General features: G+C 73.2%; 25 protein-coding genes. 10 read left to right on the forward strand and 15 right to left on the reverse strand.

Translation table 11 applies throughout. The features are described 5' to 3' along the window. Positions 1 to 3: 3 nt before the first annotated feature. Together ACIRRU_RS11010 and ACIRRU_RS11015 are read right to left on the reverse strand one after the other, a co-directional pair. A complete protein-coding gene (locus ACIRRU_RS11010; protein WP_403678679.1) occupies positions 4 to 786 on the reverse strand; it encodes a thioesterase II family protein in 783 nt (260 codons plus the stop codon). A 2-nt stretch (positions 787 to 788) separates the two neighbouring features. Next, complete coding sequence (locus ACIRRU_RS11015) at positions 789 to 1,544, reverse strand: NADPH-dependent FMN reductase (protein WP_403678680.1); 756 nt, start codon at positions 1,542 to 1,544, stop codon at positions 789 to 791. Positions 1,545 to 2,034: 490 nt separating this feature from the next. On the opposite strand from ACIRRU_RS11015, the gene ACIRRU_RS11020 reads away from it, so the two are divergent. After that, entirely contained in the window at positions 2,035 to 3,084 is a 1,050-nt protein-coding gene (locus ACIRRU_RS11020) for an aspartate-semialdehyde dehydrogenase (RefSeq protein ID WP_403678682.1), read from the forward strand. Between the two features lie 73 nt (positions 3,085 to 3,157). On the opposite strand, the gene ACIRRU_RS11025 is transcribed toward ACIRRU_RS11020, so the two are convergent. Both ACIRRU_RS11025 and ACIRRU_RS11030 read right to left on the reverse strand, forming a co-directional pair. After that, on the reverse strand, positions 3,158 to 4,069 hold the full coding sequence (locus tag ACIRRU_RS11025; RefSeq protein WP_363202915.1) for a LysR family transcriptional regulator: 912 nt from the start codon (positions 4,067 to 4,069) through the stop codon (positions 3,158 to 3,160). Positions 4,070 to 4,073: 4 nt separating this feature from the next. Further along, a complete protein-coding gene (locus tag ACIRRU_RS11030) occupies positions 4,074 to 4,247 on the reverse strand; it encodes a hypothetical protein (protein WP_403678683.1) in 174 nt (57 codons plus the stop codon). A 241-nt stretch (positions 4,248 to 4,488) separates the two neighbouring features. On the opposite strand from ACIRRU_RS11030, the gene ACIRRU_RS11035 reads away from it, so the two are divergent. After that, entirely contained in the window at positions 4,489 to 5,499 is a 1,011-nt protein-coding gene (locus ACIRRU_RS11035) for a helix-turn-helix domain-containing protein (protein ID WP_403678685.1), read from the forward strand. A gap of 107 nt (positions 5,500 to 5,606) precedes the next feature. Here the strand turns inward: ACIRRU_RS11035 and ACIRRU_RS11040 are convergent, their stop codons facing one another. Further along, positions 5,607 to 5,804 (reverse strand): MbtH family protein, encoded by a 198-nt coding sequence (locus ACIRRU_RS11040; RefSeq protein WP_363202918.1) that lies wholly within the window; start codon positions 5,802 to 5,804, stop codon positions 5,607 to 5,609. 371 nt (positions 5,805 to 6,175) lie between these two features. Between ACIRRU_RS11040 and ACIRRU_RS11045 the strand changes: the two genes are divergently transcribed. After that, entirely contained in the window at positions 6,176 to 6,628 is a 453-nt protein-coding gene (locus ACIRRU_RS11045) for an RDD family protein (protein ID WP_403678754.1), read from the forward strand. A 159-nt stretch (positions 6,629 to 6,787) separates the two neighbouring features. On the opposite strand, the gene ACIRRU_RS11050 is transcribed toward ACIRRU_RS11045, so the two are convergent. Continuing rightward, positions 6,788 to 8,056: an Ig-like domain-containing protein gene (locus tag ACIRRU_RS11050; protein ID WP_403678687.1), complete on the reverse strand. Its 1,269-nt coding sequence runs from the start codon at positions 8,054 to 8,056 to the stop codon at positions 6,788 to 6,790. Between the two features lie 275 nt (positions 8,057 to 8,331). After that, positions 8,332 to 8,757, reverse strand: coding sequence for a hypothetical protein (locus ACIRRU_RS11055; RefSeq protein WP_403678689.1), 426 nt, complete (start codon positions 8,755 to 8,757; stop codon positions 8,332 to 8,334). Between the two features lie 107 nt (positions 8,758 to 8,864). Here ACIRRU_RS11055 and ACIRRU_RS11060 point away from each other — a divergent pair, with 107 nt between their 5' ends. Continuing rightward, the gene (locus ACIRRU_RS11060) at positions 8,865 to 9,164 is read left to right on the forward strand and encodes a hypothetical protein (RefSeq protein ID WP_403678691.1); all 300 of its coding nucleotides are present in this window, start codon (positions 8,865 to 8,867) and stop codon (positions 9,162 to 9,164) included. A gap of 56 nt (positions 9,165 to 9,220) precedes the next feature. On the opposite strand, the gene hutH is transcribed toward ACIRRU_RS11060, so the two are convergent. From hutH to ACIRRU_RS11085, 5 genes are all read right to left on the reverse strand, one after another. Further along, complete coding sequence (gene hutH / locus ACIRRU_RS11065; RefSeq protein ID WP_403678693.1) at positions 9,221 to 10,771, reverse strand: histidine ammonia-lyase; 1,551 nt, start codon at positions 10,769 to 10,771, stop codon at positions 9,221 to 9,223. Between the two features lie 294 nt (positions 10,772 to 11,065). Further along, positions 11,066 to 12,223 (reverse strand): diguanylate cyclase domain-containing protein, encoded by a 1,158-nt coding sequence (locus ACIRRU_RS11070; protein ID WP_403678695.1) that lies wholly within the window; start codon positions 12,221 to 12,223, stop codon positions 11,066 to 11,068. A gap of 113 nt (positions 12,224 to 12,336) precedes the next feature. Next, on the reverse strand, positions 12,337 to 13,149 hold the full coding sequence (locus tag ACIRRU_RS11075; protein WP_403678697.1) for an enoyl-CoA hydratase/isomerase family protein: 813 nt from the start codon (positions 13,147 to 13,149) through the stop codon (positions 12,337 to 12,339). A gap of 119 nt (positions 13,150 to 13,268) precedes the next feature. Next, positions 13,269 to 14,468, reverse strand: a complete 1,200-nt coding sequence (locus ACIRRU_RS11080; protein WP_363202925.1) for an adenylate/guanylate cyclase domain-containing protein — start codon at positions 14,466 to 14,468, stop codon at positions 13,269 to 13,271. 262 nt (positions 14,469 to 14,730) lie between these two features. After that, a complete protein-coding gene (locus ACIRRU_RS11085; RefSeq protein WP_403678699.1) occupies positions 14,731 to 15,600 on the reverse strand; it encodes a biotin--[acetyl-CoA-carboxylase] ligase in 870 nt (289 codons plus the stop codon). 156 nt (positions 15,601 to 15,756) lie between these two features. On the opposite strand from ACIRRU_RS11085, the gene ACIRRU_RS11090 reads away from it, so the two are divergent. The 4 genes from ACIRRU_RS11090 to ACIRRU_RS11105 all read left to right on the forward strand — a co-directional run bounded on the left by ACIRRU_RS11090 (position 15,757) and on the right by ACIRRU_RS11105 (position 18,500). Beyond that, a complete protein-coding gene (locus ACIRRU_RS11090) occupies positions 15,757 to 17,337 on the forward strand; it encodes an acyl-CoA carboxylase subunit beta (RefSeq protein ID WP_403678700.1) in 1,581 nt (526 codons plus the stop codon). Between the two features lie 38 nt (positions 17,338 to 17,375). Continuing rightward, the gene (locus ACIRRU_RS11095) at positions 17,376 to 17,582 is read left to right on the forward strand and encodes an acyl-CoA carboxylase epsilon subunit (RefSeq protein ID WP_363202928.1); all 207 of its coding nucleotides are present in this window, start codon (positions 17,376 to 17,378) and stop codon (positions 17,580 to 17,582) included. Between the two features lie 73 nt (positions 17,583 to 17,655). Then, positions 17,656 to 17,784, forward strand: coding sequence for a morphogenic membrane protein MmpB (mmpB, locus tag ACIRRU_RS11100; protein WP_403678702.1), 129 nt, complete (start codon positions 17,656 to 17,658; stop codon positions 17,782 to 17,784). An 80-nt stretch (positions 17,785 to 17,864) separates the two neighbouring features. Further along, positions 17,865 to 18,500, forward strand: coding sequence for a nucleoside triphosphate pyrophosphatase (locus ACIRRU_RS11105; RefSeq protein WP_403678704.1), 636 nt, complete (start codon positions 17,865 to 17,867; stop codon positions 18,498 to 18,500). Here the strand turns inward: ACIRRU_RS11105 and ACIRRU_RS11110 are convergent. Further along, positions 18,466 to 18,906, reverse strand: a complete 441-nt coding sequence (locus tag ACIRRU_RS11110; RefSeq protein WP_403678705.1) for a hypothetical protein — start codon at positions 18,904 to 18,906, stop codon at positions 18,466 to 18,468. The genes ACIRRU_RS11105 and ACIRRU_RS11110 overlap by 35 nt on opposite strands. A gap of 353 nt (positions 18,907 to 19,259) precedes the next feature. Between ACIRRU_RS11110 and ACIRRU_RS11115 the strand changes: the two genes are divergently transcribed. Both ACIRRU_RS11115 and ACIRRU_RS11120 read left to right on the forward strand, forming a co-directional pair. After that, the gene (locus tag ACIRRU_RS11115) at positions 19,260 to 21,014 is read left to right on the forward strand and encodes a biotin carboxylase N-terminal domain-containing protein (protein WP_363202932.1); all 1,755 of its coding nucleotides are present in this window, start codon (positions 19,260 to 19,262) and stop codon (positions 21,012 to 21,014) included. Positions 21,015 to 21,184: 170 nt separating this feature from the next. Continuing rightward, positions 21,185 to 21,727 carry a TetR/AcrR family transcriptional regulator gene (locus ACIRRU_RS11120; protein WP_403678707.1) on the forward strand — a complete coding sequence of 181 codons (543 nt, stop codon included), beginning with the start codon at positions 21,185 to 21,187 and terminating at the stop codon, positions 21,725 to 21,727. Positions 21,728 to 21,872: 145 nt separating this feature from the next. Here ACIRRU_RS11120 and ACIRRU_RS11125 read toward each other — a convergent pair whose 3' ends face one another. Continuing rightward, the gene (locus ACIRRU_RS11125; RefSeq protein WP_403678709.1) at positions 21,873 to 22,835 is read right to left on the reverse strand and encodes a DeoR/GlpR family DNA-binding transcription regulator; all 963 of its coding nucleotides are present in this window, start codon (positions 22,833 to 22,835) and stop codon (positions 21,873 to 21,875) included. 185 nt (positions 22,836 to 23,020) lie between these two features. Beyond that, on the reverse strand, positions 23,021 to 24,460 hold the full coding sequence (locus tag ACIRRU_RS11130; RefSeq protein ID WP_363202935.1) for an NAD(P)H-quinone dehydrogenase: 1,440 nt from the start codon (positions 24,458 to 24,460) through the stop codon (positions 23,021 to 23,023). Positions 24,461 to 24,626 lie beyond the last annotated feature (166 nt).

Consider the following 24,626-nt stretch of genomic DNA (forward strand, 5'->3'; position numbering starts at 1 on the left):
CCGTCATCCGTGTGAGCTCTCCGCGTGAGACGTGCGCGCCGTTTCCTGCAACAGGTCGAGAAAGCGCCCGGGTCTCTCCCGCAGATAGAAGTGATCGCCCTCGAAGACGTGCACCTCGGGTTCGCCGGAGGCGGCATGGCGTCCCCACAACCCGGCCCGTTCCGGGCGCACTTCGGGGTCGCCGTCCGCGACGAGCACGGTGACGGGGCAGTGGACCGCCGCGCCGTCCGCCGCCCGGTAGGACTCCAGGGCGGCCAGGTCGGCCCGGATCGCCGGAAGCACCAGGGTGAGCAACTCGGCGTCCTCACCGACCCCGTGGGCGGTGCCGCCCAGCCCCATGATCCTGGCGAGCACGTCGGCGTCGGGCTGCTCGTCGACCAGGCGCACACTCCCCGGTCCGTCCGAGGGCGCCGAACACGCGGACACCACCAGGTGCCGGGGCGCGGCGACGCCCGTACGCTCCAGCCGCCGCCCGGTCTCGAAGGCGACGACCGCCCCCATGCTGTGCCCGAACAGGACCGGCCGCCGGTCCTCGCCGAGCCGGGCGGTCAGGGCGTCGGCGACGGCGTCCGCCAGCGCGCCGACCGCGTCGACGGGCTTCTCGAACAGCCGGTTCTCCCGGCCGGGGTACTGGATCACCAGCATCTCCACGTCCGGGTCCAGGGCCGCCGAGAGGCCGTGGTAGTAGCTGGCCGAACCGCCGGCGTGCGGGAAGCAGACCAGGGTGTGCGCGGCCCGGGGCTTCGGGTGGAAGCACCGGATCCAGGGGTTCGTCCCGGTGTCCATGGTCACCGCGCCCGCAGAGCGACGGATTCCCCGGCCGCGGCGGGCACGGTGGCCTCCGCGGGCGGGACGGACGCGACGGGCACGGCGGACTGCGCGGGCGCCACGGTCCCGGCCGGTGCCGCGGACTCCGCGGGCGCTGCGGACCCCTCGGCCCCCGTCACCGGCGCCGAGGGCCGCCCGGTGGCGGACCGCAGGGCCCGCTGGGCCTCGGCGAACTCCACGACCTGGGCGGCCATCTCGGTCAACTGCCCCTGGATGTGCGGGTGGTCGCAGACCCCGGCCGGGGTGAAGCCCGCCGTGGCGGTGTTGAGCGCCACGCCCAGCGGCGTGGGCCAGCCCCGGAGCGCGTGGACCACGTCCCGCAGGGTGGCCAGGGTGGTCGCGGCGCCCTGCCAGCCCTGACCCACGGCCAGGCAGCCGACCGCACGCCCGGTGAGATAGGGCCGGTCGTCGTCCCGCAGCCGCTCGATGTGGTCCAGGGCGTTCTTCAGGAGACCCGACACCGTCCCGTGGTACACCGGGCTGGCGAGCACGACCCCGTCCGCCTCGGCGATCGCGGCGAGCATGCGGCGCGCCCCGGGCTCGGTGGACGCGGCGCGCGGATCGTAGAGCGGCAGCACCAGGTCGGCTCCGCCGATCAGGGTGACGTCGGCGCCCCGCCGGGCCGCCTCGGCCAGCACCGCGCGGAGCGCCCGCTCCGCCGTGGAGCCGGGCCGGGAGGACCCGCCGATTCCGACGACCTTGACGGCCTGCTGCATCAACCCACCCATTCGATCGACGACCGGTGAACTCCCGTGCCCGCGGGCCCGTTCCGCCCTCCACCCTTCGCCAGACGAAACTTCTCGGTCAATGTCGGTCACACGAGCAGTTCCGATGGTCGGCTTCGGGGATTCCGATCAGCGGGGGCCGGACCGCGGGAACCGCGGCGGATCGCCTGGTGGGGCCGGGGCGGACGGCCCGGCGGAGCCGGGCGGCGCGATCGGTGGGACCAATGGGAGCCATCGGGGATGCGCATGTTCCGCCGATTGTCGGCCGTTGCGGTCCGGGGGATGATCGGGGCCGGTCCGGCCCGGGGGATGATCGCCCCGCGTGCTCCCGGACTCCCCGGTCCGGCGCCGGCCGTCCGCACCGCCCACAAGGCCCCGCCCGGGACCGGCGGCCCCCGCCCCCCTCACCCCCCCGTCCACGCCCCCTCACCCCCCTTCCACGGCCTACGCGACCGGCGTCCACGGCCCTACGTGATCGGCGATGTCCATGCCTCTGGTCGACGACCCCCGCGCCCCGCGGATCGCCGTGGTCGGCGCGACCGGCGCGGTGGGCGGGACGCTGCTCGACGTCATCGAGGACCGCGGGCTGCGCTACCGGGCGCTGCACCTGCTGGCGTCGGCGCGCTCGGCGGGGCGCCCGGTCCGGGTCGGCGGCCGGGAGTTCCGCGTCGGGGACCTGGCCGGGTTCCACTTCGGCGACGCCGACGTGGCGTTCTTCTCCGCCGGGCACGCCGTCAGCCGGGCCTGGGTGCCCGTCGCGGTCGCCCACGGGACCCTGGTGATCGACAACACCTTCGCCTTCCGGATGAGCGCCGACGTGCCGCTGGTCGTACCGCAGGTGAACGCGGCGGAGCTGGCCCGCCGCCCGGCGGCCGGGGTGATCGCCAACCCGAACTCCGTCACGATCCCGCTGGTCCGGGTCGTCCGGGACGTGGAGCGCCGCTGGGGGGTGCGCCAGGTCTCCCTGAGTACGTACCAGGCGGCCTCCGGCAGCGGCCACTCCGGCATCGAGGAGCTTCAGGAGGCCTCGCGGCTCGCCCTCCAGGACCCGCAGGCGCCGATGCCCGCCGAGGCGTTCTCGCCCGCGCTGGCCTTCAACGTGGTGCCGCGGATCGGTCAGGTGCTGGCCGACGGCTTCACGCTCCAGGAGCACAAGCTGCTCCAGGAGTCGCGCAAGATCCTGGACCTGCCCGGCCTCGACGTGACGGCGACCTGTGTGCGGGTGCCGGTGGTCAACGGGCACTCCGCGGCGCTGTGGGTGGAGTGCCTGCGGCCGGTGGACCGCACGGAGCTGTGCAAGCTGCTGGGTTCGCTGCCCGAGGTGACGGTCCACGACGACGGGCTGGACGAGGACGCCCTGACCCCCGCCACCCTCGGCGACCCCAACCACCTGCATCTGGGCCGGATCAGGATCTCCCCCGGGAACCCGAACACCTTCCTGCTCTGGCTGGTCACCGACAACCTGCGGGTGGGCGCCGCGCTCAACGCGTTCCAGATCATGGAGGAGCTGATCGCCCGGGAGCACCTGTGACCGCCGTGTCCCCGGTACGCCGACGACGTGGCGGGGACACGGTGACGGCTCGCGGGGAGCGGCCGGGACCGGCTCAGCCGACCAGGTGCGGCTGGGGCCGGTCCTGGGCCATGAACTGGGCCGTGCGGTCGGCGAAGACCCGCATCTCCCGGGTGAGGCGGCGGCCCCGGCGCCAGGCGATCTGGGTGTACACCTCGAACGGCGGCGCCCAGTCCAGGACCGCCAGGGTCCCGGCGGCGACCGCGTCGGACACCGCCATCTCGGGGAGCACCCCGACGCCGAGCCCGGCCGCGAGGCCGCGCTTGACGGACTCGGTGTTGCCGAACTCCAGCAGCCGCACCGGCCGCGCCGCACCGGCGTTCAGCTCGGCCTCCAGCATCTCCCGGTAGCCGCAGCCCGCCTCGGGGGCGAGGACGCCCGCCTCACCCAGGTCCCGGGTGCTCAGGTGGCGCACCGGGGCGAGCCGGTGGCCGGGGGCGGCGACCGCGACCAGCGGCTCCCGCCCCAGCACCTCGGTCCGCACACCCGGGTGCTCCGTCCGCGCCTCCATGAGGAACCCCATGTCGTACGCGCCCTGCCGCAGCGCCTCGCAGGTCTGGGCGCTCTCGCTGGTGCGCAGGGCGAGCTGGAGCAGCGGGTAGCGGTGGTGGAAGAACTCCAGCACCGACGGCATGCGGTAGGACGTGAGGCTCTCCGTCGTCCCGATGGTGAGCACGCCGGAGGGCTCCGCCCAGCCGGTGGTCTCGTCCCGGGCCTCGTCGACGAGGGAGAGGATGCGCTCCGCGTACGGGACGAGCCGCTCCCCGGCGGTGGTGAGCCGGATGCCGCCCCGCAGCCGCTCGAACAGCTCGACGCCCAGGGCCACTTCGAGCCCCTTGACCTGGGCGGTGACGCTGGACTGGGCGTATTTCAGCTCGGACGCGGCCCGGGTGAAGCTCAGCAGCGTCGCGACACGGTGGAAGGTGGTCAGCTGTCTCAGATCCACGGGATCACTGCCAGCCCATGTCCGCCCGGGACGCGTCGGCAAAGGCGGCGCCCTCCACCGTGGCGGCGGACGCGGAGAGGGACGGCGCGGCGGCGGGGAGCACGACGGCGGGTGCGAGCAGGGCCGCGGTGGTGAGCGCGCTGAGAGCGACCGCCCTGGCGATACGGGCAGGGGTCATGACCGGCGTCCTTTCGGCAGGCGATGCACGGGGAACGGTGCGGCTGAGCGGCGTTTCCTGGCGGACCCGTCCGCCGCGAAGTAGCATCGCGGCTGGTGAACCTTGGGGGGAAGGGAATCGGTTGGGCGCTTCGGGCCATGGCCCGAAGGGGCCACCGGCGTCACTGACCGGCCCGTCGGCGGGCCGCCCCCCGGGCAGCAGCAGGTTACGGAGCGATACCGCCGGAACGGGGAACTGAGCGATGCTGGAATTGCTGGGGCTGGATACGCACACCGAAGCCGTGTACCGGTCCATGCTGGAGCACCCTCACGACGGCGTCCGCGCGATCGCCCGCAGGCTGGACCTCTCCGAGGAGGCCGTCCGCGCCGCCTGGGACCGGCTGGCGGAGCTGTCCCTCCTCCAGCCCTCCGCCACCGGCTCGGCGCAGCCGCCGAGGGCCGTCAGCCCCGAACTCGGTCTGGACTACCTGCTGGCCCGAAGACAGGCGGAGTTCGCCCTCCAGCGGCAGCGCATCACGGCCGCCCGGACCGCGGCCTCCCAGCTGATATCGGAGTACGCCGGGCGTCGTCCGGCGGAGGGCCCGGTCGGCGTGGAGCACCTGGACGACGTGGCGCAGATCCGCACCCGGCTGGCCCTGCTGACCGAACGGGTCCGGCAGGAGGTGCTGGTCTTCGCCCCCGGGGGCGCGCAGACCCCGGCGAACATGGCCGCCTCGCGCCCGCTCAACGAGAAGCTGCTGGGGCGCGGGGTGACGATGCGGACGATCTATCTGGAGAGCGTACGCAACTGCGCGGCCAGCGCGGCCCACGCCGACTGGCTCACGGCGATGGGCGGTGAGGTCCGCACGGTGGCCGAACTCCCGCTGCGGATGACGCTCGTGGACCGGTCGACGGCGGTGGTCCCGCTCGACAGCCGGGACAGCAGCAGGGGCGCGATGGTGATCACGGCGGCCGAGCCCGGGACGGGGATGCTCACCGCTCTCCTCACCCTGTTCGAGACGGTGTGGGAGGCGGCGCGCCCGCTGGGCGAGAAGCCCCGCCGCGAGGACGGCGCCCTGGACCGGCAGGAGGCCGCCGCCCTGCGGCTGCTCGCCGAGGGCCACACGGACGAGGGCATAGCCAAACGCCTCGGCGTCTCGCACCGCACCGCCCGCCGCATCGCGACGGGCCTCATGGACCGGCTGGGGGCCCGCAGCAGATTCGAGGCGGGCGTCCGCGCGGCCCAACGGGGCTGGCTCCCCCACCTCCCCTGACCCGGAGCGGACCGCCGGCCGCACCCGGGCCCGGCGCACGGCAACCGGGCGCACCCCGGCCGGGTGCGCCCCGGCCCGGCGCACGGTCACCGGGCCGGTCACCTTCCTCAGCCGGCCTGACGGACGCTCAGGGGCCGCTGGTCGACCCAGACCTCGTCCACATGGGCCAGGCACTCCTCCCGGGACCCGGCGAAGCCCGTACCCCGCCAGCCGGCGGGCATCTCGCGCTCCTCCGCCCAGATCGAGTACTGCTCCTCGTCGTTGACCACCACGACGAAACGGCCTTCTCGGTCGTCCTGGACCACGGCCCACCTCCACGGATTCTGCTCGGCTCGCACCGCCCACCCTGAGCCGCCGGGCCCCGCGTCACAACACGTCGCCCATGCAAGCTCCCGAAGTCCCGCATCGGCGGGGCCGATACGCCTCCGGCGGACCGGGCTGCCCGGCCACGTGGAAGGCGCGCGGACCGCGCCGATAGCAATCTGTCCGTAAAACAACGCGGAGGTACGGGAGTTACCCGCCAGGAACAGGGGCACCCCTCTTGACGATCAGTCATGATGCCCCCATGACCAAGCCGTGGCGCCCGGAGCATCCCGGGTATCCGCATCCCGCGCGCACCTCCCCGGGGTTCCTCGGGTTTCCCCGTCCGCCCCGCGTTCCCCGGGGCACGGGCGACCTGCGCCGCTATCTGGCGGTCGGCCTCGACTGTTATCTGTGCCTGCTGGTCGTCGGGCTGCTGGTGCGCTCACCGCTGCACTCCGGCCGGGCGGGCCAGGAAGTCGCCCTGCTGCTGGCCCAGTTGGTCGCGCTGTCGTTCGCCAACCAGGTGCTGCTGACCATGGCGGTCCGGGCCAGCGCCGGGAAGCTGATCATGGGGGTCCGGGTGATACGGCTGCCCGACGCGGGACGCCCCGGCTTCCGCCCCCTGGTGGTGCGCTGGCTGTACGGGCTGCTGTGGCTGCCGCTCCAGCCCTGGTACCGGCTCCGGTCCCCCTCCACCGCGGCACACGCCCAGGAGCGCCCCGCGGGCTGCCCGGCCGAACCCCTGGAGGACCTGGCAGGGGTCCGCCAGGTGCTCCACCGGGACCTGCGGCACTACCGGGCGGCCGTGGCGGGACGGACGGGCTGAGATCCGGCGGACCACCCCGGCGCCGAGCCGTCTCCCGGCCCCGGGCCGCCCCGGCGCGTACGCCGAAACGCCGAAGGCGGCGGCCCCGGGGTGTACGGGGGCCGCCGCCTTCGCGCGGGGACGGGGGTGGAGCGGGGACGGACGGGCGGCGGGCCCGGATCAGGCCTGGGAGCCCGCCGTCCACTGGGCCCAGTCCATGTTCCAGCCGTTGAGGCCGTTGTCCGGCTGGATGGTCTTGTCCGGGGAGTTCTTGACGATGACCACGTCGCCGACCATGGAGTTGTCGTAGAACCAGGCACCCGGGGCCTTCGGGTCGTTGGCACCCTTCACGTCGGCGAGGCCCACGCAGCCGTGGCTGGTGTTGGCCTTGCCGAAGATGCCCTTGCCCCAGTAGTTGCCGTGGATGAAGGTGCCCGAGGTGGACAGCCGCATGGCGTGCGGCACGTCCTTGATGTCGTACTCGCCCTTGCCGTCGTCATCGGTGAAGCCGACGGTGGCACCGTTCATCCGGGTCTCCTTGTGCTTCTCGGAGATCACCATCTGACCGTTGTACGTGGGGTTCTCGGGGGCGCCCGCGGAGATCGGGATCGTCTTCACCGTCTTGCCGTCGCGGGTGACCGTCATCGTCTTGCTCTTCGCGTCGACGGTGGAGACCTGGTTGCGGCCGATCTTGAAGGTCACGGTCTTCTGCTGGACGCCGATCACGCCGTCCGCGCCCTCGACGCCGTCCAGGGCCAGCTTCAGCGTGACGGTGGAGCCGCCCTGCCAGTAGTCCTGCGGGCGGAAGTCCAGCCGCTGGTCGCTGAACCAGTGGCCCACGACCTCCTGGCCGCTGCTGGAGGTCACGGTGATGCCGTCCAGGACGGCCTTCTTGTCCGTGATCGCCTTGTTGAAGTTGATCGAGACGGGCATCCCGACGCCGACCGTGGAGCCGTCCTCGGGGGTGAAGTTCCCGATGAAGCTGTTGTCGGGCGAGACGGTGGTGAAGGAGCTGTTCTCGTGCGCCTTGCGGCCCTTCGCGTCCTCCGCCGTCGCGTCGATCTTGTACGTGGTGGACCGCTCCAGCTGGGCCGCGGGCTTCCAGGTGGCCCCGTCGGCCGACAGGGTGCCCTCGACCGGGGTGCCGTCCGCGGTGGTCATGACGACCTCGGTCAGCTTGCCCTTCTCGACCGAGACCTGCGCCGCGTTGTTGATGCTGGCGTCGGTCGCGCCGTTCTTCGGCTGGATCGCTATCTGCGCCTCGGAGGCGTCCGCGGCCGCCGCCTTGTCGACCTCCTGCGCCTGCGAGGAATCCGAACTCCCGGCACCCGTCTTCTCGCCGCCGCCGTCGTCGGTGCAGGCCGAGAGCACCAGCACGCCGCCGAGCAGTGCGGACACGGCCGCGAGGCCCCTGCGCCGCTTGCTGTCCGTCATCACACGCTTCTCCATCGTCGCCGATTCCCCAAAAATCCCCGGACGGGACCGCCAGGAGGCTCTTCCCGTCGATGTTCCAAGAACACCCGCAACGGGTGCTCCGTTCCGCATCCACGGAAGATGTGGGGAACACCACTCATCGACGCGCCCGCGGCAGCGGTGGTTCCCGTATCCGGGAGCTGATTCCGTGCCGCCGCGCCGAGTGGCCCCGGGCCGCCGCCGAGCGGGTCCGGGGCCGGTGTTCTCACACGTCGGACCCGATGTGCGGGTTCACCGTCCTCGCCGTCGTTCTACCCATTGTGCTTGATCGCGCCGCCGGGGCCCTCCTCGTCGCCCTCGTCCAGCGGCAGGAACAGCGCCTCCTCGTCGTCGTCCGCGTCGTCGTCCCAGTCCTGCGCGTCGGGGTCGTAGTCGATGCTCTCGCTGCTCCAGGAGGCCTGGGCCAGCTCGACCCCGGGCACCTCGCCGACCAGGTCGAAGGGGTCGACCAGCGACGCGAGCGCCTCTGCTCCGTCTGCCCGGACGGCGGCCTCCGCATGCATCCGCCGCTCCTCGCCCCGCTCGTCGGGGTCGCTCACGGCGACCTCCGTGAGGGGTTCCCCGTACTCGGCGGCGATGGATTCGAGGGCGGTGCCGGTCAGGGCGTCGAGATCGGTGATCTCCAGCACCATCTCCACGCGAAGTCGAACAAACCTGGATGTCTCATCAGTGCTCATGGCCGGAGCGTAAGGGGCGGTGAGGCCGCGACTTTCCTCCGACCCGCTGCTTTGCTTAGCATCGACCCACGGGGCTAACTCACCGTTGTCACAAGGGGATCGAATCTGTGTCCGTCGCTCGTCGAACACTGCTGACCGCCACCACCGCGGGTACGCTGCTCGCCGCCCTCTGGTTCGTCCCCTCGGCCAACGCCACCGTCGAGAACACCCCGGGCGCCCCCTCCCCCGCCGCCGCGGACCAGGCCGACGGCCGGTCGGCCGACGACGGCTCCGGGCCGCGTCTGGCGGCCACCGGGCCGGGCCTGGACACCACCCCGTACCTCATCGGCGGCACCGCCCTGCTGGGCATCGGCGCGGGCTTCGTCACCTCCTCGGTGCGCCGCTCCGGCCCGCGCCGGGCGCGCTGACCCCCTCGCCCAGAACCTCTCACCCCGGGCCCGTCGCGTGGGCCCGGGAAAGCGGCTCAGGCCAGCGGTCCCGTGACCGGCTCCACGGCCGCGACCAGGCCTCCCTCCCGGACGAACGCGTCGGCGGCGGCCAGGTCCGGGGCGAGGAAGCGGTCCGGGCCCGGTCCCTGCGCCCCGGCGGCCCGCAGCGCGGCAACGGCGGCCTGCGAGGCGGGGGCGGGAGCCGGACCGGCGGCGGCGCGCAGTTCGACCGCGCGGGTCGCGGCGTACAGCTCGACGGCGACGATCCGGGTCAGGTTGTCCACGGCCGTCCGGAGCTTGCGCGCGGCGGACCAGCCCATGGAGACGTGGTCCTCCTGCATCGCGGAGGACGGGATCGAGTCGGCGGAGGCCGGGACGGCGAGCCGCTTCATCTCACTGACCAGGGCGGCCTGGGTGTACTGGGCGATCATCAGACCCGAGTCGACCCCGGCGTCGTCCGCCAGGAACGGCGGCAGCCCGTGTGAGCGGTGCTTGTCGAGGAGGCGGTCGGTGCGGCGTTCGCAGATCGAGCCGAGGTCGGCTGCGACGATCGCCAGGAAGTCCAGGACGTACGCGACGGGCGCGCCGTGGAAGTTGCCGTTGGACTCGACGCGGCCGTCGGGCAGGACCACCGGGTTGTCGACCGACGAGGCCAGCTCGCGGCCCGCGACCACGGCCGCGTAGTCGAGGGTGTCCCGGCCGGCGCCGTTGACCTGGGGCGCGCAGCGCACCGAGTAGGCGTCCTGGACCCGGGGGGCGTCGTCCTGGTGATGACCGGTGAGACCCGAACCGGCCAGTACCCGCAGCATGTTGTCCGCGCTGGCGCCCTGCCCGGGGTGCGGGCGGATGGCGTGCAGTTCGGGGGCGAGGACCCTGTCGGTGCCGAGCAGCGCCTCCAGGGAGAGGGCGGCGGTGATGTCGGCGGAGGTGTAGAGGCCGCGCAGGTCCGCGAGGGCCATCACCAGCATGCCGAGCATCCCGTCGGTGCCGTTGAGGAGGGCCAGGCCCTCCTTCTCGCGCAGCTCGACCGGGGCGATGCCGTGCGCGGCGAGCAGCTCGCCCGCCGGGCGGACCGTGCCGTCGGGGCCCTCCGCGTCGCCCTCGCCCATCAGGGTGAGCGCGCAGTGCGAGAGGGGCGCGAGGTCGCCGGAGCAGCCGAGGGAGCCGTACTCGTGGACGACGGGCGTGACGCCCGCGTTCAGCAGGTCGGCCATGGCCTGCGCCACCTCGGGGCGGACGCCGGTGTGCCCGGAGGCGAGCGTCTTGAGCCGGAGGAACATCAGCGCGCGGACCACTTCGCGCTCCACCCGGGGGCCCATGCCCGCCGCGTGCGAGCGGACGATGTTGCGCTGGAGCTGGGCGCGCAGCTCGTGGCTGATGTGGCGGCTGGCGAGCGCGCCGAAGCCGGTGGAGACGCCGTAGACGGGCTCGGGCTTGGCGGCGAGCGCGTCCACGATGAGGCGGGACGCGGCGAGCGCGTCCACGGCGGCGGCGGACAGCTCCACCCGGGCGCCGTGGCGGGCCACGGCGATCACGTCCTCGGCGGTGGTCCCGGACGTTCCCACCACGACAGTGTGCATATCCATATTCAGCAGCGTACGGATTGAACATCGCTATGTCACTAAGGGCTGTCCCGTAATCCCTGGTGGATCAGCGTGCGGCGTCAGATGCGGTGCATCGCAAGGCGGAGGGACGTCCGAATACTGGATGTATTCGGGCGTTCCGACAACGCGGCGAGGTGCCGTAGCCGTCGTCGTGCGCCCGCCAGGGATTACGGGACAGCCCATAGCGGTCCGGCACCGGACCCCTTACCGCGAAACGCGCTTCCCCCACGGGCGTACGGGGTCGGAGACGGCGCACGCGGGAGGCGGCCGCTCCGCTCATGACGGCCGGTGGCCGCGCAGCCTGCGCCGGTCGTGGGCGGAGGCGGGCGGGGAGTCGGCGAGCCGGACGACCTCGCCGTCCCGCCCCGCCACCACCGGCATCGACGAGCGGGCAGCCTTGGCGCGGTACTGCGCGGCGTCCGCCAGCCGGAAGAGCCGCCGGGCCGAGCGCACCTGGCCGATCGGGTCCCCGGTCGACGCGACCCCGCAGGCCACCCCTTCGCCCAGATCGATCACCGCGGCCCGGTCGCAGAGTTCGGTGGCCACGCCCACCACGTCGTCGGCCGAGGGTCCGGTGGCGAGCAGGCAGAACTCGTCGCCGCCGAGCCGGGCGGCCAACGCGTCCGGCAGGCGCGCCCCGCAGAGGGAGAGCACCGAGCCGAAACGTTCCAGCAGGCGGTCGCCGACGGCGTGGCCGTGGGTGTCGTTCACCGCCTTGAGGCCGTTGAGATCACAGACGACCAGACTGACCACGGTGTCGTCGGCGCGGTGCCGCTCGACCGCCTCGTCGAGCCGGATGTCGACGGCCCTGCGGTTGGCGAGCCCGGTGAGCGGGTCGGTGAAGGCCAGCTTGCGGACCTCCTCCAGCCGCTCGGTCTGGGCGACCCCGGAGGCCACGACGGCGGCCAGGACGGTCGCGAAGTCCGCGTCGGCCCGGTCGAAGACGGGCCGCCCGGCGGGCCGCGCCACGTACAGCTCGCCCCAGGCCCGGCCGTGCAGCACGATCGGCGCGACGACGCAGCAGCCACGGCCGCGCCGCCGGAGCGCGGCGACGCGCTGGTGGCTGTAGGGGCGGGCGCCGCGCGCCGGGCCCCCGGCGCCGGGCTGCCCGTCGGCGGTCTCCACCCAGGCGTCCGGCTCACCGCCGCCCGCCCAGCGCTCGTGCAGGAACTCGGTGATCTCCGGGAACTGGTGGACCGGATAGGCCTCCTCCTCGGGGAACTCCTCCTCCCCCTCGGCCCGCTGCCCGGCGTTGACCAGCACCCGCAGCCTGCCCCGGTCCCGCTCCCAGACGGAGAGCGCGGCGAAGCTGCCGTGCAGCGCCTCACAGGCGCCCAGCGCAGCCGCCCGCCACGATTCGCGCGGCGTGTAGGCCGCGGCCATGTTCTGCGCCAGCGAAACCACGGCCCTCAGTCGCGCATCCTCACCACCCATTCGTCCAGTTTAGGTAACTTTGTTCACTTTTGATCAGTTCATTGCGTAACTAATCGCAACGATTCGCGCCGCCCGCACCGGAATATCTGACTCTGCGTAACCCTCCCGGTCGCTCACTCCCCGGGCCAGTCGGGCCGCCGCTTCTCGTTGAACGCGGCCACGCCCTCCGCCCGGTCGCCGGAGAAGGCCACCGACCGCCAGGCCGCGTCCTCCACCTCCAGACCCGCCCGCAGGTCGAGCCCATGTCCCAGCCGGAGCGCCTTCTTGGCCGCGCGCAGCCCGACCGGCGAGTTGGCGGCGATCCGGCTGCCCAGCGCCAGGGCCTCCTCGCGGTCCCGGCCCGCCTCCACCAGGTCGTCGACGAGCCCCAGCGCGCGGGCCTCGGCGGCCTCGACCCGGCGGGCGGTGAAGACCAGCTCGGCGGCGCGCGCGGCCCCGACCCGGCGCGGCAGCAGCTGCGTACCGCCGCCACCGGGGATGACGCCCACGGACACCTCGGGCAGTCCGACCACGGCGGTGGCGTCGGCGACGATCACGTCACAGGCGAGGGCCAGTTCGAAGCCGCCGCCGAGGGCGAAGCCGTGCACGGCCGCGATCGTGGGCATCGGCAGCTCCAGGACCCCGGTGTAGGCGGCGCGGGCGGTGGGCCGCTGGCGTACCAGCTCGGCGTCGGTGAAGGAGTTGCGCTCCTTGAGGTCCGCGCCGACGCAGAAGGCCCGCTCGTGGCTGGAGGTGAGGACGACCGCCCGCACCTCGCGGTCGGCGCCGAGCGCCGCGCAGGCGGCGGCGAGGGAGCGGGCCATGTCGGTGGAGACGGCGTTCATGGCCTTCGGCCGGTCGAGTACCAGCTCGGCGACGTACTCCTGCCCCTCGTGCCGCCGTACGACGACGAACTCCCCGTACCACTGATCGGACGTGACGGTCATGGCTGCACCCCTGTCGGTCGACGACGGCCCGCGGCCGGTAACCCGGCCGACGACGCCGGTCGACGTCAACGAGCGTTATCGCCAGAATCCTAGACAGCGCGGCGGGCACACCGACAGGCTCAGGAGCCCAGCTTGCCGCGCCGGGCCAGCAGCCAGGGTTCGACCACGCCGAGCCCGCGCACCGGGCGCTGCCACATCGGCTGGAGCCCGAAGCGGTACGTGGGCAGCGGCGGCTCCTCGTCCGGCTCGCGGCCCTCCTTCTCGGCCAGCCGGGCCCGCTCGGCGGCGGCCGCGACGGCCTCGGCGGCCTGCGCCTCGGACTCCGGGGCCTGACCGTGCCGGACCAGCTCCGTGGCGAACGCCCCGTCGACCAGGACGGCGTCCTTCGGAGCTATCGAGGTGAGCCGGCTGGCGAGGTTCACCGTGGTGCCGAAGACGTCGCCCATGCGGGTGGTGACCGTGCCGAAGGCGATGCCGACGCGGAGCGAGGGCATCGTCTCGTCCTGGGACATCGCCTCGATCAGCCGGAGGGCTATCTCGGCGGCCGTGCCGGAGTCGTCGGCGGCGAAGAGCACCTCGTCGCCGAGGGTCTTGATGAGCCGCCCGCCGTGCGCGGCGACCAGGTCGGCGGCGGTGGTCTCGAAGGACTCGACCAGCTCGCCCAGCTCCTCCTCCTCCAGGCGCCGGGTCAGCCGGGTGAAGCCGACCAGGTCCGCGAAGCCGACGGCGAGCCGCCGGTCGACCATCTCCTCGTCGTCCGCGGCCTGCACGACCCGACCGGTGGCGGCGGCTAGCTGCCGCCGCCACACGTAGACCAGGAACTCCTGGAGCTCCGGCAGCAACAGCTCGACCAGCGGATACGTGACCTCGGTGCGGGTCATCCCGGGCTCGGGCGGCTCGGTCAGCCCCTCCAGGAACGAGTCGATCTGCCACTCCGCCAGCCGGGCGGTGGTCTGCCCGGTGGAGCGGGCCACCTGGATCGCCATCGGCTCGCTGAGCAGCCCCGCCTCGACGAGACCGGCGAGCCGCCGCAGGGCGAGGACGTCCGCCTCGGTGAGCGCCTTGGCCTGGCCGATGTCCGCGAAGCCCATGGCCCTCCAGAAGCGGGAGGCCAGGTCCATGGAGACCCCGGCGGTCCGGGCCGCCTGGAAGGGCGTGTAGCGGCGGTCCGCGCCCAGGATCAGCGATTCCAGCCGGATCGCGAGGGGGTCGTCGGTCGGCTCGGCCGTATGGTCGACCTCGTGGTGGGGTGTGGCGTGGACCGAGGAGTCCGGTCCGGGCTCCTCACCCGCGCCGGACGTCGCGTCGCCGACGGTCACCAGCCGCCTCCTGCCCGTTCCCTGCGCACTGCCCTGCCGATCTGTCGCTGGATCGCCTCAACGATACGGCAGGTGTGCCCTGGCTCACGTCCTCGGTCACCCGATACGGGTGGGCCCGGCGTGACACCGGCGGCCCGCCCGTTCGCGCTCTCCGGCCGGGCCCGGCCCGGCCGGGAGACGGACGAGGGACCACCCGTTCCCGTACGTCCCGGGCGAGCCGCACGCCTCCGGGCGAGCCCGTCCCCCGGGCGCGCCCCCGGCCTCAGGTGAGCCCGCCCGCCGCGCCGCGGAGGTGGACGATGTCGCCCGCCGACACCGGCTGCCGCAGCCCCTCCCCGGTGGAGAGCACCAGGCGCCCGTCCCCGTCGATGGCGACGGCCTCCCCGACCAGGGCCGTCCGGCCCGGCAGCTCCGCCCGTACGGTCCGCTCCAGCGTCGCGCAGCCCGCGGCGTACGCGGCCTGGAGTCCGGACGCGGCCGCGTCGCCGTCGGCCGCCTTCCACGCCCCGTACCAGTGCTCCAGCGAGCGCAACACGGCCCGCAGCAGGGTCTCGCGGTCGGTGGAGACGGCTCCGGCGAGCGCCAGCGACCCGGCGGTGGGCGCGGGCAGCTCGTCGGCGCGCAGCGAGACGTTGACGCCGAGGCCGACGACGATGCCGTCCCCGGCGAACTCCGCGAGGATGCCGCCGGCCTTGCGCTCCTCGCCCGCCACCTGGACCAGCAGGTCGTTGGGCCACTTCAGCGCGGTGTCGACGCCCGCCGCCTTGGCCAGCCCGGTCGCGGCGGCCACCCCGGCCAGCAGCGGCACCCACCCCCAGCGCTCCATCGGGATGTCACCGGGCTCCAGGTACACGGAGAGGAACAGTCCGGAGCGCGGGGGGGCGGTCCAGCTCCGCTCCAGCCGGCCGCGCCCGGCGGTCTGCTCCTCGGCCACCAGCACCGTGCCCTCCTCCACCGTCCCGGCGCGGGCCCGCCCGGCGAGGTCGGTGTTGGTCGACCCGGTCGACTCCACGACGTCCAGCGCCCGCCACAGCGCGTCCGGTCGCAGCAGTCCGCGGCGCAGCGCGGTCCGGTTCAGGGGCGGCCGGTCGAGGTCCGACCAGCGGTTGTGTGGCGCATCCGGTGGTGTCATGCAAGCCAGACTAGGTGTGGCAAAGGACGCACTGCCGAACCGTAGGCGCGCCGATACGCTACGAGTCAGTAGCCAGCCGTACGGACGACCGGCCCCGTCCCCCCGTGACCTCAGCCGGACCCCCGTCCCCGTGACCAGGCAGGGAGCCGCCCCCCGATGTCCGAGCCGCAGATCGACATCCACACCACCGCGGGCAAGCTCGCGGACCTGACGCGCCGCATCGACGAGGCGACGCACGCGGGGTCGGCCCGCGCGGTCGAGAAGCAGCACGCCAAGGGCAAGCTGACGGCCCGTGAGCGGGTCGGGCTGCTGCTGGACGAGGGCTCCTTCGTGGAGCTCGACGAGTTCGCCCGGCACCGCTCCACCAACTTCGGCATCGAGAAGAACCGCCCGTACGGCGACGGTGTCGTCACCGGCTACGGCACGGTCGACGGCCGTCCGGTCTGCGTCTACTCCCAGGACTTCACGATCTTCGGCGGGTCGCTGGGCGAGGTCTACGGCGAGAAGATCGTCAAGGTCATGGACTTCGCGCTGAAGACCGGCTGCCCGGTGATCGGCATCAACGACGGCGGCGGGGCGCGCATCCAGGAAGGCGTCGTGGCGCTCGGCCTGTTCGCCGAGATCTTCCGCCGCAACGTGCACGCCTCCGGGGTGGTCCCGCAGATCTCGCTGATCGTCGGCCCGTGCGCGGGCGGCGCGGTCTACTCCCCCGCGATCACCGACTTCACGGTGATGGTCGACCAGACCTCGCACATGTTCATCACCGGCCCCGACGTCATCAAGACGGTCACCGGCGAGGACGTGGGCTTCGAGGAGCTGGGCGGCGCCCGTACGCACAACACCACCTCCGGGGTGGCGCACCACATGGCTGGGGACGAGAAGGACGCCATCGAGTACGTCAAGTCCCTGCTCTCCTACCTCCCTTCGAACAACCTCTCCGAGGCCCCGGCCTTCCCCGAGGAGGCGGACCTCGCCACCACCGACGAGGACCGGGAGCTGGACACGCTGATCCCGGACTCGGCGAACCAGCCGTACGACATGCACACCGCGATCGAACACGTCCTGGACGACGGTGAGTTCCTGGAGACCCAGGCCCTGTTCGCGCCGAACATCATCACCGGCTTCGGCCGGGTCGAGGGCCACCCGGTCGGGATCGTCGCCAACCAGCCGATGCAGTTCGCCGGTTGCCTGGACATCGACGCGAGCGAGAAGGCGGCCCGCTTCGTCCGCACCTGCGACGCGTTCAACGTCCCCGTGCTCACCTTCGTGGACGTGCCCGGCTTCCTGCCGGGCGTGGACCAGGAGTACGGCGGCATCATCCGGCGCGGCGCGAAGCTGATCTACGCCTACGCGGAGGCCACGGTCCCGCTGATCACCGTCATCACCCGCAAGGCGTTCGGCGGCGCGTACGACGTGATGGGCTCCAAGCACCTGGGCGCCGACCTGAACCTCGCCTGGCCGACCGCGCAGGTCGCCGTCATGGGCGCGCAGGGCGCGGTGAACATCCTGCACCGGCGCACGATCGCCGCCGCCGAGGACCCGGACGCGACCCGCGCCGGGCTGATGGCGGACTACGAGGACGCGCTGCTCAACCCGTACGTGGCGGCCGAGCGCGGCTACGTCGACGCGGTGATCATGCCGTCCGAGACCCGGGCCCACATCGTCAAGGGCCTGCGTCAGCTCCGTACGAAGCGGGAATCCCTCCCTCCGAAGAAGCACGGCAACATCCCGCTGTAGCCGCCGGTCCGCCCGCCCGTTCCCAGAGAGGTCCGCCCATGATCAAGGTCGTACGGGGCAACCCCACCCCGGAGGAGCTGGCCGCCGCCGTCGCGGTGGTCCAGGCGCGCGCCGCCGCCGCGTCCGCCGTCTCCTCCCGCGCGCCGCTGCCGCCCCAGCAGTGGTCCGACCCGGGCCGCATCGCCCGTACCGGCGGCCTCCGTCCGGGCCCGCGGGCCTGGGCCCGGACGTACTGGCCCGCCTGAGCGACCGGGGGCGGGGGCGGCTTGAGTACGGGTACTCAGGCGCCGCGGGGCGTGGCGCAGCAGGATCGGACGCATGCTGTGGTCCGACCCCGAGAACCAGCCGCCGAAGGAACTGCGCGACGCCCAGGCGATGATGCGCAGAGCCGGCGTGCTGCTGGCGCTGGCGATGCTGCTGGCGATGTTCGTGCTCGGCATCCGCTGAACCGGCCCCCGCGCTCTCACTTCACTGAACCGGCAGCTGCCCCTGGCACCCGCCGCCCCGGCGCGCTCGCCCCTTCTACGATGGCGGGCATGACTGATCAGCCGCCCCAGCGCCGTCTCGTGCTCGCCTCCGCCTCCCCCGCCCGCCTGGGCCTGCTGCGCCAGGCCGGTTTCGCCCCCGAGGTGATCGTCAGCGGGGTGGACGAGGACGCGCTGAGCGCCCCGACCCCCGCCGATCTGGCCCTCGTGCTGGCCCGCGCCAAGGCGGCGGCCGTCGCGGAGCGCCCCGGAACGGCGGGCGCCCTGGTCATCGGCTGCGACTCGGTGCTGGAGCTGGACGGCGAGGCCCTCGGCAAGCCGGCCGACGCCGAGGAGGCCACCGCCCGCTGGAAGGCGATGCGCGGCCGCTCCGGCATCCTCCGGACCGGCCACAGCGTCATCGACACCGCCTCCGGCCGTACGGCGTCGGCGACCGCGTCCACCGTCGTACGGTTCGGCGAACCGAGCGACGCCGAGGTCGCCGCGTACGTCGCCTCCGGCGAGCCGCTCCATGTGGCGGGGGCGTTCACCCTGGACGGCCGCTCGGCCCCGTTCGTCGACTCCATCGAGGGCGACCACGGCAATGTGATCGGCCTCTCGCTCCCGCTGCTGCGCCGCCTGCTCGGCGAACTGGGCATCTCCGTCACGGAGTTGTGGGTCCAGCGGGCGCCTCGCTGATCATGCCGGGCTCGCGGGGGCCGGGGCCGTAGGACAGCAGGGTGAGGACGAGCAGCGCCAGTACGGCCATCATGAACGCGAAGGCGGACCAGCCCACCAGGCCGACGGTGAGCGCGCCGAGAACGCCGTGGACGACCGCGCAGCCGGTCAGGGCGACGCGTCCGACGCGGCCGGGCGAGCGGTCCCGGACCCCGGCCAGCAGGGCCGTCAGTCCGCACAGCACCAGGAGCAGCCCGCCGGCCCCGCCGAGCGCCCAGGTGCCGGCGGACATGGCCCGCGGGTCCATACCGGCGAGCGACATGTTCTGGTTCTCGGTCACCGTGGCCAGGACGGCGTTGACGAGCACGATGCCCACCGCCTCCCCGAACAGCACGAGTGCCGTCATGATCGCCACCGGCCTGCGCATCAGCGTCCCACCCCTGTTACCTCCGGTACGTGCGTAGCGCGGACCCTACTCAGCGGTATTCCTTCGGACAAGGGGTCGGACCGCCCCGCACGTCACGCAAAGAATCCATCGGCCGTTCGTAGGGAGTCCACAAAGAATCGGCGTCCGGCGTTGACCCTCAAGACAGAGACCTGGGCCACACCGGGTGGTTACTGTGCGGTTGACGATCCCGGCGTACCGTGGTGCCACAAGGGATTTCATGACGGGGGCAAGCCTCGGATCACACTCCGTGTGGGCAAGCTCACCCATGGGGACGCATCGTACGGCCGTGTCGGCAGTCCCTAAACTCAGCTTGTTTCCAGGAGGGAGTCATCGTGCGCAAGGTGCTCATCGCCAACCGTGGCGAAATCGCTGTCCGCGTTGCTCGGGCGTGCCGGGACGCGGGGATCGCGAGTGTCGCGGTCTACGCCGAGCCGGACCGGGACGCGCTGCACGTCCGGGCCGCCGACGAGGCGTTCGCCCTGGGCGGTGACACCCCGGCCGCCAGCTACCTGGACATGGCCAAGGTGCTCCAGGCCGCGGCGGACTCCGGGGCGGACGCGGTCCACCCCGGCTACGGATTCCTGTCGGAGAACGCGGAGTTCGCCCAGGCCGTCCTGGACGCCGGACTGACCTGGATCGGCCCGCCCCCCGCCGCCATCCGCGACCTCGGCGACAAGGTCGCCGCCCGGCACATCGCCCAGCGCGCGGGCGCCCCGCTCGTCGCGGGCACCCCGGACCCGGTCTCCGGCTCCGACGAGGTCGTCGCGTTCGCCGAGCAGAACGGGCTGCCGATCGCGATCAAGGCCGCCTTCGGCGGTGGCGGGCGCGGCCTGAAGGTGGCCCGCACGCTGGAGGAGATCCCGGAGCTGTACGACTCCGCGGTCCGCGAGGCGGTCGCCGCGTTCGGCCGGGGCGAGTGCTTCGTCGAGCGCTACCTGGACAAGCCGCGCCACGTGGAGACCCAGTGCCTGGCCGACACCCACGGCAACGTGGTCGTCGTCTCCACCCGTGACTGCTCCCTCCAGCGCCGCCACCAGAAGCTCGTCGAGGAGGCCCCGGCCCCCTTCCTGTCCCCGGCGCAGAACGACGAGCTGTACGCGGCGTCCAAGGCGATCCTGAAGGAGGCCGGTTACGTCGGCGCGGGCACCGTCGAGTTCCTGGTCGGCCTGGACGGCACGATCTCCTTCCTGGAGGTCAACACCCGCCTCCAGGTGGAGCACCCGGTCACCGAGGAGGTCACCGGCATCGACCTCGTCCGCGAGATGTTCCGCATCGCGGACGGCGAGGAGCTGGGCTACGGCGACCCGGCCGTGCGCGGGCACTCCTTCGAGTTCCGGATCAACGGCGAGGACCCGGGCCGCAATTTCCTCCCCGCCCCCGGCACGGTGACGCTGTTCTCCCCGCCGACCGGCCCCGGGGTCCGGCTGGACGCGGGCGTCGAGTCCGGCTCGGTCATCGGCCCGGCGTGGGACTCCCTCCTCGCCAAGCTGATCGTCACCGGCGCGACCCGCGAGCAGGCGCTCCAGCGCGCCGCCCGCGCACTGGCGGAGTTCCAGGTCGAGGGCATGGCCACCGCGATCCCGTTCCACCGGGCCGCCGTCACCGACCCCGCCTTCACCTCGGACCCGTTCACCGTGCACACCCGGTGGATCGAGACCGAGTTCGTCAACGAGATCAAGCCCTTCGCCGCTCCCGCCGAGGCGGACGCGGAGGACGAGGCCGGGCGGGAGACCGTCGTCGTCGAGGTCGGCGGCAAGCGCTTGGAGGTCTCCCTGCCGTCCTCGCTGGGCATGAGCCTGGCCCGTACCGGCCTCGCGGCCGGGGCCAGGCCCAAGCGGCGCGCGGCCAAGAAGGCGGGCTCGGCCGCCTCCGGCGACTCCCTCGCCTCGCCCATGCAGGGCACGATCGTGAAGGTCGCGGTCGAGGAGGGCCAGGAGGTCAAGGAGGGCGACCTCGTCGTCGTCCTGGAGGCGATGAAGATGGAGCAGCCGCTCAACGCCCACCGCTCCGGCACCGTCAAGGGCCTCACCGCCGAGGTCGGCGGCTCCGTCTCCTCCGGCGCCCTGATCTGCGAGATCAAGGACTGACGAACCGGCCTGTGCCGAGGGGCCCGGTCCGCGCCGTGACGGCGCGGACCGGGCCCCTCGGCGCAGTGGCATCCTGGACCCCACAGCGGTCCCGGGGACCGGGGAGGGCGGAGGCCATGGCAGGGGCGATCCCGAGAGAAACGAGCACGGCGCGGCCGTCGGTCCGGCCGATGCGCGCGGACGCGCGCCGGAACCACGACCGGCTGGTGGGCGAGGCCCGCAGGTCCTTCGCCGAGCACGGCACGGACGCCTCATTGGAGGACGTCGCCCGGCGCGCGGGCGTGGGCATCGGCACCCTCTACCGGCACTTCCCCAACCGGGACGCCCTGATGAACGCGGTCTTCCAGGACGCCCTGCGCTCCCTCCTGGACCGCTCCCGGGAGCTGGCGGCGGCGGAGGCCCCGTGCCGGGCGCTGGTGGAGTGGCTGGGCGCGATCATCACTCATGCGGGTGAGTACCGGGGCCTGGCCCGCGCGCTCATGTCGGCCTCCCGGGACGAGACGTCGGCGCTGACCCAGTGCCATCTGCCGCTCCGCGAGGCGGGCGCGGGACTGCTGCGCCGGGCCCAGGAGAGCGGGTCCGTACGGGACGACGTGTCCATCGACGACCTGCTCCAGCTGACGAACGCCATCGCGCTGGCGGCCGAGCAGTCCCCGGACGAACCGGAGCTGGCGGACCGGCTGCTGCGGCTGACGCTCCGAGGGCTGAAGTGAGGCCCTGAGGCCCCGGGCCCCTCACCGCCGTCCCCGGACCTCCTAGGACCCCGGGACCCTCACCGCCGCCTCCGGACCTCCTGAGGCCCCGGGCCCTACCGCCTCCCCAGGCCTGAGGCCCCGGGTCCCGCACCCTCCCCGGCGTCTACCGCCGCCGCAGGTCCGCCACGCGGGCGCTCCGCTCGCCCGGCACGTCCGCCAGGGCGGAGGCGCTGCGCAACTGCGGGCCGAGGCCGCCGTTCTGGGTGCGGCGCTGACCGGGCAGCGGCATGTCGCGGCGGGGCTGACGCCCCGGTGGGTGCCCCTCCCCGCCGGAGACCTCCCCCTCGGGACCGGCGACCGTGATCTCCACGCCCTGGTCCGCCAGGGCCTGGAGCTCGGCGGCCGCCCGCTCGTCGTGGTGGGGCGGTTCGTCCGTGACGAGGCGGGTGATCAGCTCGGTGGGCACCGTCTGGAACATGGTGTCCGAGCCGAGCTTGGTGTGGTCGGCCAGGACCACCACCTCGGCGGCGGCCTGCACGAGTGCCCGGTCGACGCTGGCGGAGAGCATGTTGGAGGTGGACAGGCCACGCTCCGCCGTGAGACCGCTCCCGGAGAGGAAGGCCCGCGAGACCCGCAGCCCCTGGAGGGACTGCTCGGCCCCGCTGCCCACCAGCGCGTAGTTGGTCCCGCGCAGGGTGCCGCCGGTCATGACGACTTCGACCCGGTTGGCATGGGCCAACGCCTGGGCGACCAGCAGGGAGTTGGTGACGACGGTCAGGCCGGGGACCCGGGCGAGCCGGCGGGCCAGCTCCTGGGTGGTCGTCCCGGCACCGACCACGATGGCCTCGCCCTCGCCGACCAGTCCGGCCGCCAGGTCGGCGATGGCCGTCTTCTCCGCGGTGGAGAGATGGGATTTCTGCGGGAAGCCGGACTCCCGCGTGAAACCGCCCGGCAAGACCGCACCGCCGTGCCGGCGGTCGAGGAGTCCTTCTGCCTCCAGCGCCCGCACGTCCCGCCGTACGGTCACTTCGGAGGTCTGGACGACGCGGGCGAGCTCACGGAGCGATACCGCCCCGTTGGCACGCACCATTTCGAGGATCAATTGACGACGTTCTGCAGCGAACACGAAACTGACAGTAACCTGACCGCTCGTGGGTTTTCAGCAGTTTGCGCCGAATAACAGAAGTTGTACTTCACCGGGGCCTCCAAGTGGTATAGGAGGCCCCGGTGTTGTTCCCGGTGGTCCCGGAGGGGTCGGTGCACCGCCCGGACGGCCGGGGGTTGACGCGGATCGTCCGGCTCGCCGGGCCCTCAGCCCTCGTCCGTGAGCTTGCGGGTGTGCAGCTGGCGGGCCACTTCGGCGATCGATCCGGACAGGGACGGGTACACGGTGAAGGCGTTCGCGATCTGCTCCACGGTCAGGTTGTTGTCGACCGCGAGCGAGATCGGGTGGATCAGCTCACTGGCGCGCGGCGCGACCACGCAGCCGCCCACCACGATCCCCGTTCCGGGACGGCAGAAGATCTTGACGAAGCCGTCGCGGATGCCCTGCATCTTGGCGCGCGGGTTGCGCAGCAGGGGCAGCTTGACGACCCGGGCCTCGATCTTCCCCGCGTCGACGTCGGCCTGGCTGTAGCCGACGGTGGCGATCTCCGGGTCGGTGAAGACGTTGGCGGAGACGGCCTTGAGGTTCAGCGGGGCTACCGCGTCGCCGAGGAAGTGGTACATCGCGATCCGGCCCTGCATCGCGGCGACCGAGGCCAGCGCGAAGATCCCGGTGACGTCCCCGGCCGCGTAGACGCCGGGAGCGCTGGTGCGCGAGACCCGGTCGGTGAGGATGTGCCCGGAGTCCTTGAGCCGGACCCCGGCCTCCTCCAGGCCCATGCCCGCGGTGTTCGGGATGGCCCCGACCGCCATGAGGCAGTGCGAACCGGTGATGACCCGGCCGTCGGCCAGTGTCACCTCGACCCGGTCGCCGACGCGCTTGGCGGACTGGGCGCGGGAGCGGGCCATGACGTTCATCCCGCGGCGGCGGAAGACGTCCTCCAGGACGGCCGCCGCGTCCGGGTCCTCGCCCGGCAGCACCCGGTCGCGGGAGGAGACGAGGGTGACGCGGGAGCCGAGCGCCTGATAGGCCCCGGCGAACTCGGCGCCGGTCACACCGGAGCCGACGACGATGAGTTCCTCGGGCAGTTCGTCGAGGTCGTAGACCTGGGTCCAGTTCAGGATGCGCTCGCCGTCGGGCTGGGCGTCCGGGATCTCCCGGGGGTGGCCGCCGGTCGCCACCAGCACGGCGTCGGCGGTCAGCCGCTGCTCGGTGCCGTCCGCGGCGGTGACGACGACCTGCCGGGAGCCGTCGGCGGCCTGGAGCCCGTCCAGCCGGCCCCGGCCGCGCATCACGCGGGCCCCGGCGCGGGTGACGGAGGCGGTGATGTCGTGCGACTGGGCGAGCGCGAGGCGCTTGACCCGGCGGTTGACCTTGCCGAGGTCCACGCCGACGACCCGGGCGGCCTGCTCGATGTGCGGGGTGTCGTCGGCGACGATGATGCCCAGCTCCTCGTAGGAGGAGTCGAAGGTGGTCATCACCTCGGCCGTCGCGATCAGGGTCTTGGAGGGCACGCAGTCGGTGAGGACCGAGGCCCCGCCGAGCCCGTCGCAGTCGACGACGGTCACCTCCGCGCCGAGCTGGGCGCCCACCAGGGCCGCCTCGTAGCCGCCGGGGCCGCCGCCGATGATCACGATCCGGGTCACGAAAAGTCCGCCTCGCATTGGTAACCCGCGGCCGTCTGCCGCCCGGGCCGGGGTCCGGGGGGTCGCCCCGGGGGAATGCCGTACGTACTCCATTGTTCCGCACGCGCCAAGGTGCTTCGCCCCGGGGCCCTCCATACGGGCGCGCGGGCGTGCACCATGGCGTGCA

The organism is Streptomyces sp. NPDC101181 (assembly GCF_044767975.1).
GTDB lineage: Bacteria > Actinomycetota > Actinomycetes > Streptomycetales > Streptomycetaceae > Streptomyces.

Excerpts from the sequence above, each read along its gene's own strand:
- ACIRRU_RS11010 (WP_403678679.1), bottom strand. The coding sequence starts at position 786 with ATGGACACCGGGACGAACCCCTGGATCCGGTGCTTCCACCCGAAGCCC.
- ACIRRU_RS11015 (WP_403678680.1), bottom strand. The coding sequence starts at position 1,544 with ATGCAGCAGGCCGTCAAGGTCGTCGGAATCGGCGGGTCCTCCCGGCCC.
- ACIRRU_RS11020 (WP_403678682.1), top strand. The coding sequence starts at position 2,035 with ATGTCCATGCCTCTGGTCGACGACCCCCGCGCCCCGCGGATCGCCGTG.
- ACIRRU_RS11030 (WP_403678683.1), bottom strand. The coding sequence starts at position 4,247 with ATGACCCCTGCCCGTATCGCCAGGGCGGTCGCTCTCAGCGCGCTCACC.
- ACIRRU_RS11035 (WP_403678685.1), top strand. The coding sequence starts at position 4,489 with ATGCTGGAATTGCTGGGGCTGGATACGCACACCGAAGCCGTGTACCGG.
- ACIRRU_RS11050 (WP_403678687.1), bottom strand. The coding sequence starts at position 8,056 with ATGGAGAAGCGTGTGATGACGGACAGCAAGCGGCGCAGGGGCCTCGCG.
- ACIRRU_RS11055 (WP_403678689.1), bottom strand. The coding sequence starts at position 8,757 with ATGAGCACTGATGAGACATCCAGGTTTGTTCGACTTCGCGTGGAGATG.
- hutH (WP_403678693.1), bottom strand. The coding sequence starts at position 10,771 with ATGGATATGCACACTGTCGTGGTGGGAACGTCCGGGACCACCGCCGAG.
- ACIRRU_RS11070 (WP_403678695.1), bottom strand. The coding sequence starts at position 12,223 with ATGGGTGGTGAGGATGCGCGACTGAGGGCCGTGGTTTCGCTGGCGCAG.
- ACIRRU_RS11075 (WP_403678697.1), bottom strand. The coding sequence starts at position 13,149 with ATGACCGTCACGTCCGATCAGTGGTACGGGGAGTTCGTCGTCGTACGG.
- ACIRRU_RS11085 (WP_403678699.1), bottom strand. The coding sequence starts at position 15,600 with ATGACACCACCGGATGCGCCACACAACCGCTGGTCGGACCTCGACCGG.
- ACIRRU_RS11090 (WP_403678700.1), top strand. The coding sequence starts at position 15,757 with ATGTCCGAGCCGCAGATCGACATCCACACCACCGCGGGCAAGCTCGCG.
- ACIRRU_RS11095 (WP_363202928.1), top strand. The coding sequence starts at position 17,376 with ATGATCAAGGTCGTACGGGGCAACCCCACCCCGGAGGAGCTGGCCGCC.
- mmpB (WP_403678702.1), top strand. The coding sequence starts at position 17,656 with ATGCTGTGGTCCGACCCCGAGAACCAGCCGCCGAAGGAACTGCGCGAC.
- ACIRRU_RS11105 (WP_403678704.1), top strand. The coding sequence starts at position 17,865 with ATGGCGGGCATGACTGATCAGCCGCCCCAGCGCCGTCTCGTGCTCGCC.
- ACIRRU_RS11110 (WP_403678705.1), bottom strand. The coding sequence starts at position 18,906 with ATGCGCAGGCCGGTGGCGATCATGACGGCACTCGTGCTGTTCGGGGAG.
- ACIRRU_RS11120 (WP_403678707.1), top strand. The coding sequence starts at position 21,185 with ATGCGCGCGGACGCGCGCCGGAACCACGACCGGCTGGTGGGCGAGGCC.